Origin of the sequence: Bacillus sp. AFS029533, assembly GCF_002585125.1 — a bacterium.
In the GTDB taxonomy this organism is placed as follows: domain Bacteria; phylum Bacillota; class Bacilli; order Bacillales; family Bacillaceae_G; genus Gottfriedia; species Gottfriedia luciferensis_B.
The window spans coordinates 1-204 of the sequence record NZ_NUQC01000091.1; the positions used below are offsets into that span (position 1 = coordinate 1).

Genomic DNA, 204 nt, shown 5'->3' on the forward strand with positions numbered 1-204 from the left:
AAATAACATATCTATACCTAAAATTAGTAAAAATAAGCCCAAAATAATATATACAATTTTTGTAACCCATACTGGCATTAATGGAAGAACCGTTCTTAAAAATTCATCAAACCAACCGTTACCTGCAATTACATATCTGCTATTCTTATCGTTTTCACGTTTTTCTTTAGTATATCTTAAACCCATTATTATTAGTGTAATTCC

At 27.5% G+C, this 204-nt stretch carries 1 protein-coding gene; it reads right to left on the reverse strand.

Annotated elements, in window-relative coordinates:
• Window positions 1-186, reverse strand: a 186-nt coding sequence (locus COE53_RS24200; protein WP_180242480.1) for a hypothetical protein, incomplete at its 3' end; no start/stop codon positions are given.
• Window positions 187-204: the final 18 nt, after the last annotated feature.